This is a genomic window from Epilithonimonas hungarica, from assembly GCF_900102265.1.
GTDB lineage: Bacteria > Bacteroidota > Bacteroidia > Flavobacteriales > Weeksellaceae > Epilithonimonas > Epilithonimonas hungarica.
The window spans coordinates 1-5,505 of sequence record NZ_FNBH01000007.1 but is presented as its reverse complement, the minus strand read 5'-3'; the positions used below and the strand labels follow the sequence as shown (position 1 = coordinate 5,505).

Sequence of the window (5,505 nt, the reverse complement as noted above, 5' to 3'; positions counted from 1 at the left end):
AAAACATTTGGTCATTAAAAAATAATTTTCTACTTTTGCACTCGCAAATCGGGACAAGATGACAGAATTAGATGTCCCGGGGAAGCGAACAGAACGCAGTTCATTGACATAAAAGATATAACAACCAAGTAAGGAAAAAAACCAAAGCGTCAATTTTAGATTGAGTTTGAGTATAGGGACGAACGAACATACAATGGAGAGTTTGATCCTGGCTCAGGATGAACGCTAGCGGGAGGCCTAACACATGCAAGCCGAGCGGTAGAGGTCCTTCGGGACCTTGAGAGCGGCGCACGGGTGCGGAACACGTGTGCAACCTGCCTTTATCTGGGGGATAGCCTTTCGAAAGGAAGATTAATACCCCATAATATATCAGATGGCATCATTTGATATTGAAAACTCCGGTGGATAGAGATGGGCACGCGCAAGATTAGATAGTTGGTAGGGTAACGGCCTACCAAGTCGATGATCTTTAGGGGGCCTGAGAGGGTGATCCCCCACACTGGTACTGAGACACGGACCAGACTCCTACGGGAGGCAGCAGTGAGGAATATTGGACAATGGGTGAGAGCCTGATCCAGCCATCCCGCGTGAAGGACGACGGCCCTATGGGTTGTAAACTTCTTTTGTACAGGGATAAACCTTTCCACGTGTGGAAAGCTGAAGGTACTGTACGAATAAGCACCGGCTAACTCCGTGCCAGCAGCCGCGGTAATACGGAGGGTGCAAGCGTTATCCGGATTTATTGGGTTTAAAGGGTCCGTAGGCGGGCCTGTAAGTCAGTGGTGAAATCTCATAGCTCAACTATGAAACTGCCATTGATACTGCAGGCCTTGAGTAGATTTGAAGTGGCTGGAATAAGTAGTGTAGCGGTGAAATGCATAGATATTACTTAGAACACCAATTGCGAAGGCAGGTCACTAAGATCTAACTGACGCTGATGGACGAAAGCGTGGGGAGCGAACAGGATTAGATACCCTGGTAGTCCACGCCGTAAACGATGCTAACTCGTTTTTGGGCTTTCGGGCTCAGAGACTAAGCGAAAGTGATAAGTTAGCCACCTGGGGAGTACGTTCGCAAGAATGAAACTCAAAGGAATTGACGGGGGCCCGCACAAGCGGTGGATTATGTGGTTTAATTCGATGATACGCGAGGAACCTTACCAAGACTTAAATGGGAAATGACAGGTCTGGAAACAGACCCTTCTTCGGACATTTTCCAAGGTGCTGCATGGTTGTCGTCAGCTCGTGCCGTGAGGTGTTAGGTTAAGTCCTGCAACGAGCGCAACCCCTGTCACTAGTTGCTACCATTAAGTTGAGGACTCTAGTGAGACTGCCTACGCAAGTAGAGAGGAAGGTGGGGATGACGTCAAATCATCACGGCCCTTACGTCTTGGGCCACACACGTAATACAATGGCCGGTACAGAGGGCAGCTACACAGCGATGTGATGCAAATCTCGAAAGCCGGTCTCAGTTCGGATTGGAGTCTGCAACTCGACTCTATGAAGCTGGAATCGCTAGTAATCGCGCATCAGCCATGGCGCGGTGAATACGTTCCCGGGCCTTGTACACACCGCCCGTCAAGCCATGGAAGTCTGGGGTACCTGAAGTCGGTGACCGTAACAGGAGCTGCCTAGGGTAAAACAGGTAACTAGGGCTAAGTCGTAACAAGGTAGCCGTACCGGAAGGTGCGGCTGGAACATCTCATTTTAGAGACTATACGTCAAAAAATATTAAAAAGTGCTTATACAGATAATAAGCTTTGGTTTTTTTACTCGGTTGCTTATATTAAAAAATACACCCACTAGAAATTAGTATAAGGGATAAGAGATTTAGAAAAAGAAGTTAGGACTATAGGTTAGAGATTATCTACCATGTAGTGTCTAAAATCTAACATCTAAAACAAAGTCTCGTAGCTCAGCTGGTTAGAGCGCTACACTGATAATGTAGAGGTCGGCAGTTCGAGCCTGCCCGAGACTACTAATTGTAAAAGACGGGAAGACATCAGATATGAGACGACAGGCATTAAGTCTGACATCTATCATCTGACATCTGAAGTCTACTAGAGGGGGAATTAGCTCAGCTGGCTAGAGCGCCTGCCTTGCACGCAGGAGGTCAAGGGTTCGACTCCCTTATTCTCCACTGTTCTAGGAGTTTGATCTAAAGGTTACGGATAGAGCCAAAACAATATCCGTTCATCAGACGACTAGGAAGAACAAAGATCATTGACATCAACGGTAAGAACATCACAAAGAGAAAACCGAGCGCGACCAAGCGTTTGAGTTTACAAGAATATCTGGCAGCGATGTTAGATAAAGATATTGAACTGATTAACAATCAGGAAAGAAATCGTTAAGGGCGTATGGCGGATGCCTAGGCTTTCAGAGGCGACGAAGGACGTGGTAAGCTGCGAAAAGCTGCGGGGATCGGCACACACGAATTGATCCGCAGATGTCCGAATGGGGCAACCCAATACATTGAAGATGTATTACCTCTTAGGAGGGGCAAACCCGGAGAACTGAAACATCTAAGTACCCGGAGGAAAAGAAATCGAAGAGATTCCGTAAGTAGTGGCGAGCGAAAGCGGATTAGCCCAAAAGTCCTTATATGTTTAATAGAACGTTCTGGAAAGAACGGCCGTAGACGGTGATAGCCCGGTATATGAAAGGCATATTAGGATGATAAATGAGTAGGGCGGGACACGTGAAATCCTGTCTGAATATGGGGGGACCATCCTCCAAGGCTAAATACTCCTGAAAGACCGATAGTGAACAAGTACTGTGAAGGAAAGGTGAAAAGCACTTCGAATAGAAGGGTGAAACAGAACCTGAAACCGTACGCCTACAAGCGGTCGGAGCACCTATATGGTGTGACGGCGTGCCTTTTGCATAATGAGCCTACGAGTTGATCTTACTAGCGAGGTTAAGGACTTCAGGTCCGGAGCCGGAGCGAAAGCGAGTCTGAACAGGGCGCATAGTTAGTAGGATCAGACGCGAAACCTTGTGATCTACCCATGGGCAGGTTGAAGCTTTGGTAACACAAAGTGGAGGACCGAACCGGTTGACGTTGAAAAGTCTTCGGATGACCTGTGGGTAGGGGTGAAAGGCCAATCAAACTGGGAGATAGCTCGTACTCCCCGAAATGCATTTAGGTGCAGCGTCGTGAAAAAGTTTATTAGAGGTAGAGCTACTGATTGGATGCGGGGGAGTCAAATCCTACCAATTCCTGACAAACTCCGAATGCTAATAAATGTTCCACGGCAGTGAGGGCATGGGTGCTAAGGTCCATGTCCGAGAGGGAAAGAACCCAGACCAACAGCTAAGGTCCCCAAATATATGCTAAGTTGAAGCAACGCGGTTGGACTGCATTGACAGCTAGGATGTTGGCTTGGAAGCAGCCATTCATTTAAAGAGTGCGTAACAGCTCACTAGTCGAGCGGTCCGGCATGGATAATAATCGGGCATAAGCATATTACCGAAGCTATGGATTTATAATTTATTATATCTGGTAGGGGAGCATTCTGTTTGCACAGAAGCAGTGGCGTGAGCCATTGTGGAGCGTACAGAAAAGAAAATGTAGGCATAAGTAACGATAAAGCGGGCGAGAAACCCGCTCACCGAAAGACTAAGGTTTCCTCAGCCATGCTAATCAGCTGAGGGTTAGTCGGGACCTAACGCGAACCCGAAAGGGGTAGTGGATGGACAATGGGTTAATATTCCCATACTTGCTCACACTAAAAAGGGGACGGAGTGCCGTACCTGCTGGAGACTGACGGAATAGTCAAGGCCTAGCCTTCGGGCGAAGCTGCTGCAGGGAAAGTGCTTCCAAGAAAAGCCGAAGTGAAGCAACCCGTACCATAAACCGACACAGGTAGTCGAGGAGAGGATCCTAAGGTGCTAGAGTGAATCATGGTTAAGGAACTAGGCAAAATAGTCTCGTAACTTCGGAAGAAGAGACGCCATCAGCAATGGTGGCCGCAGTGAAGAGGCCCAGGCGACTGTTTATCAAAAACACAGGACTCTGCTAAATCGAAAGATGCTGTATAGGGTCTGACACCTGCCCGGTGCTGGAAGGTTAAGGAAGGGCGTTAGCGTAAGCGAAGCGTTTGACTGAAGCCCCAGTAAACGGCGGCCGTAACTATAACGGTCCTAAGGTAGCGAAATTCCTTGTCGGGTAAGTTCCGACCTGCACGAATGGTGTAACGATCTGGGCACTGTCTCAACCATGAGCTCTGTGAAATTGTAGTATCGGTGAAGATGCCGATTACCCGCAATGGGACGAAAAGACCCTGTGAACCTTTACTATAACTTCGTATTGACTTTGAGTAAGTAATGTGTAGGATAGGTGGGAGACTATGAAGCGGGCACGCCAGTGTTCGTGGAGTCGACGTTGAAATACCACCCTTTACTTACTTGGAGCCTAACTTCTTTCAGAAGGACATTGCGTGGTGGGTAGTTTGACTGGGGTGGTCGCCTCCAAAAGAGTAACGGAGGCTTTCAAAGGTACCCTCAGCACGCTTGGTAACCGTGCGTAGAGTGTAATGGCATAAGGGTGCTTGACTGTGAGACCTACAAGTCGATCAGGTGCGAAAGCAGGACATAGTGATCCGGTGGTTCCGTATGGAAGGGCCATCGCTCATAGGATAAAAGGTACTCCGGGGATAACAGGCTAGTCTCCCCCAAGAGCTCATATCGACGGGGAGGTTCGGCACCTCGATGTCGGCTCGTCACATCCTGGGGCTGGAGAAGGTCCCAAGGGTTGGGCTGTTCGCCCATTAAAGTGGCACGCGAGCTGGGTTCAGAACGTCGTGAGACAGTTCGGTCTCTATCTATTGCGGGCGTTAGATGTTTGAGAGGGCTTGGATCTAGTACGAGAGGACCGATCTGAACAAACCTCTGGTGTATCAGTTGTACCGCCAGGTGCACCGCTGAGTAGCTACGTTTGGAAGAGATAAGCACTGAAAGCATATAAGTGCGAAACTCGCCTCAAGATGAGACATCTTTTAAGGGTCGTTGGAGATGACGACGTTGATAGGCTACAGGTGTAAAGGCAGTAATGCCATAGCCGAGTAGTACTAATTACCCGTAGATTTATGGCCTGATTGGCCAATGCCTGGCCGCGCGACCAAGGTTTGCTCTTTGTGAGAGTTTTTATCGATAATTATCGTATACTGTAAAAAGTATGATGTACAAAGTATGAACGAACATCGTGAATACACTCTACATTTTACAAGATACATTGTACATTGATATAAATATACCGTACATCCCTTTGTACGTGACAGCCTTTAGGGTGGTTCTAGCAGAGGGGCTCACCTGTTCCCATTCCGAACACAGAAGTTAAGCCCTCTAGCGCCGATGGTACTGCGAAAGCGGGAGAGTAGGTCGCCGCCAGTTTTTTTCAGACGCTCATCAAGTAATTGATGAGCGTTTTTTTTTGGTATATGGCCCCGTCCATCTATCTGTCCGGATGGGCCTTTTTTGTACCCTATAGGACAAGCCCGTACCC

Annotated in this window: 2 tRNA genes and 3 rRNA genes; all 5 read left to right on the top strand. The window is 48.1% G+C overall.

The annotated features are described in order from the left end of the window. Positions 1–190 precede the first annotated feature (190 nt). The 5 genes from BLT30_RS17980 to rrf all read left to right on the top strand — a co-directional run bounded on the left by BLT30_RS17980 (position 191) and on the right by rrf (position 5,393). A 16S ribosomal RNA gene (locus BLT30_RS17980) occupies positions 191–1,707 on the top strand. A 196-nt stretch (positions 1,708–1,903) separates the two neighbouring features. Beyond that, positions 1,904–1,977 (top strand) — tRNA-Ile (locus BLT30_RS17975). Positions 1,978–2,065: 88 nt separating this feature from the next. Further along, positions 2,066–2,139, top strand: a tRNA-Ala gene (locus BLT30_RS17970). Positions 2,140–2,339: 200 nt separating this feature from the next. Then, positions 2,340–5,095, top strand: a 23S ribosomal RNA gene (locus tag BLT30_RS17965). A 190-nt stretch (positions 5,096–5,285) separates the two neighbouring features. Beyond that, a 5S ribosomal RNA gene (gene rrf / locus BLT30_RS17960) occupies positions 5,286–5,393 on the top strand. Together the 16S, 23S and 5S rRNA genes with 2 tRNA genes alongside form the textbook arrangement of a ribosomal RNA operon. The last annotated feature ends 112 nt before the right edge of the window (positions 5,394–5,505 follow it).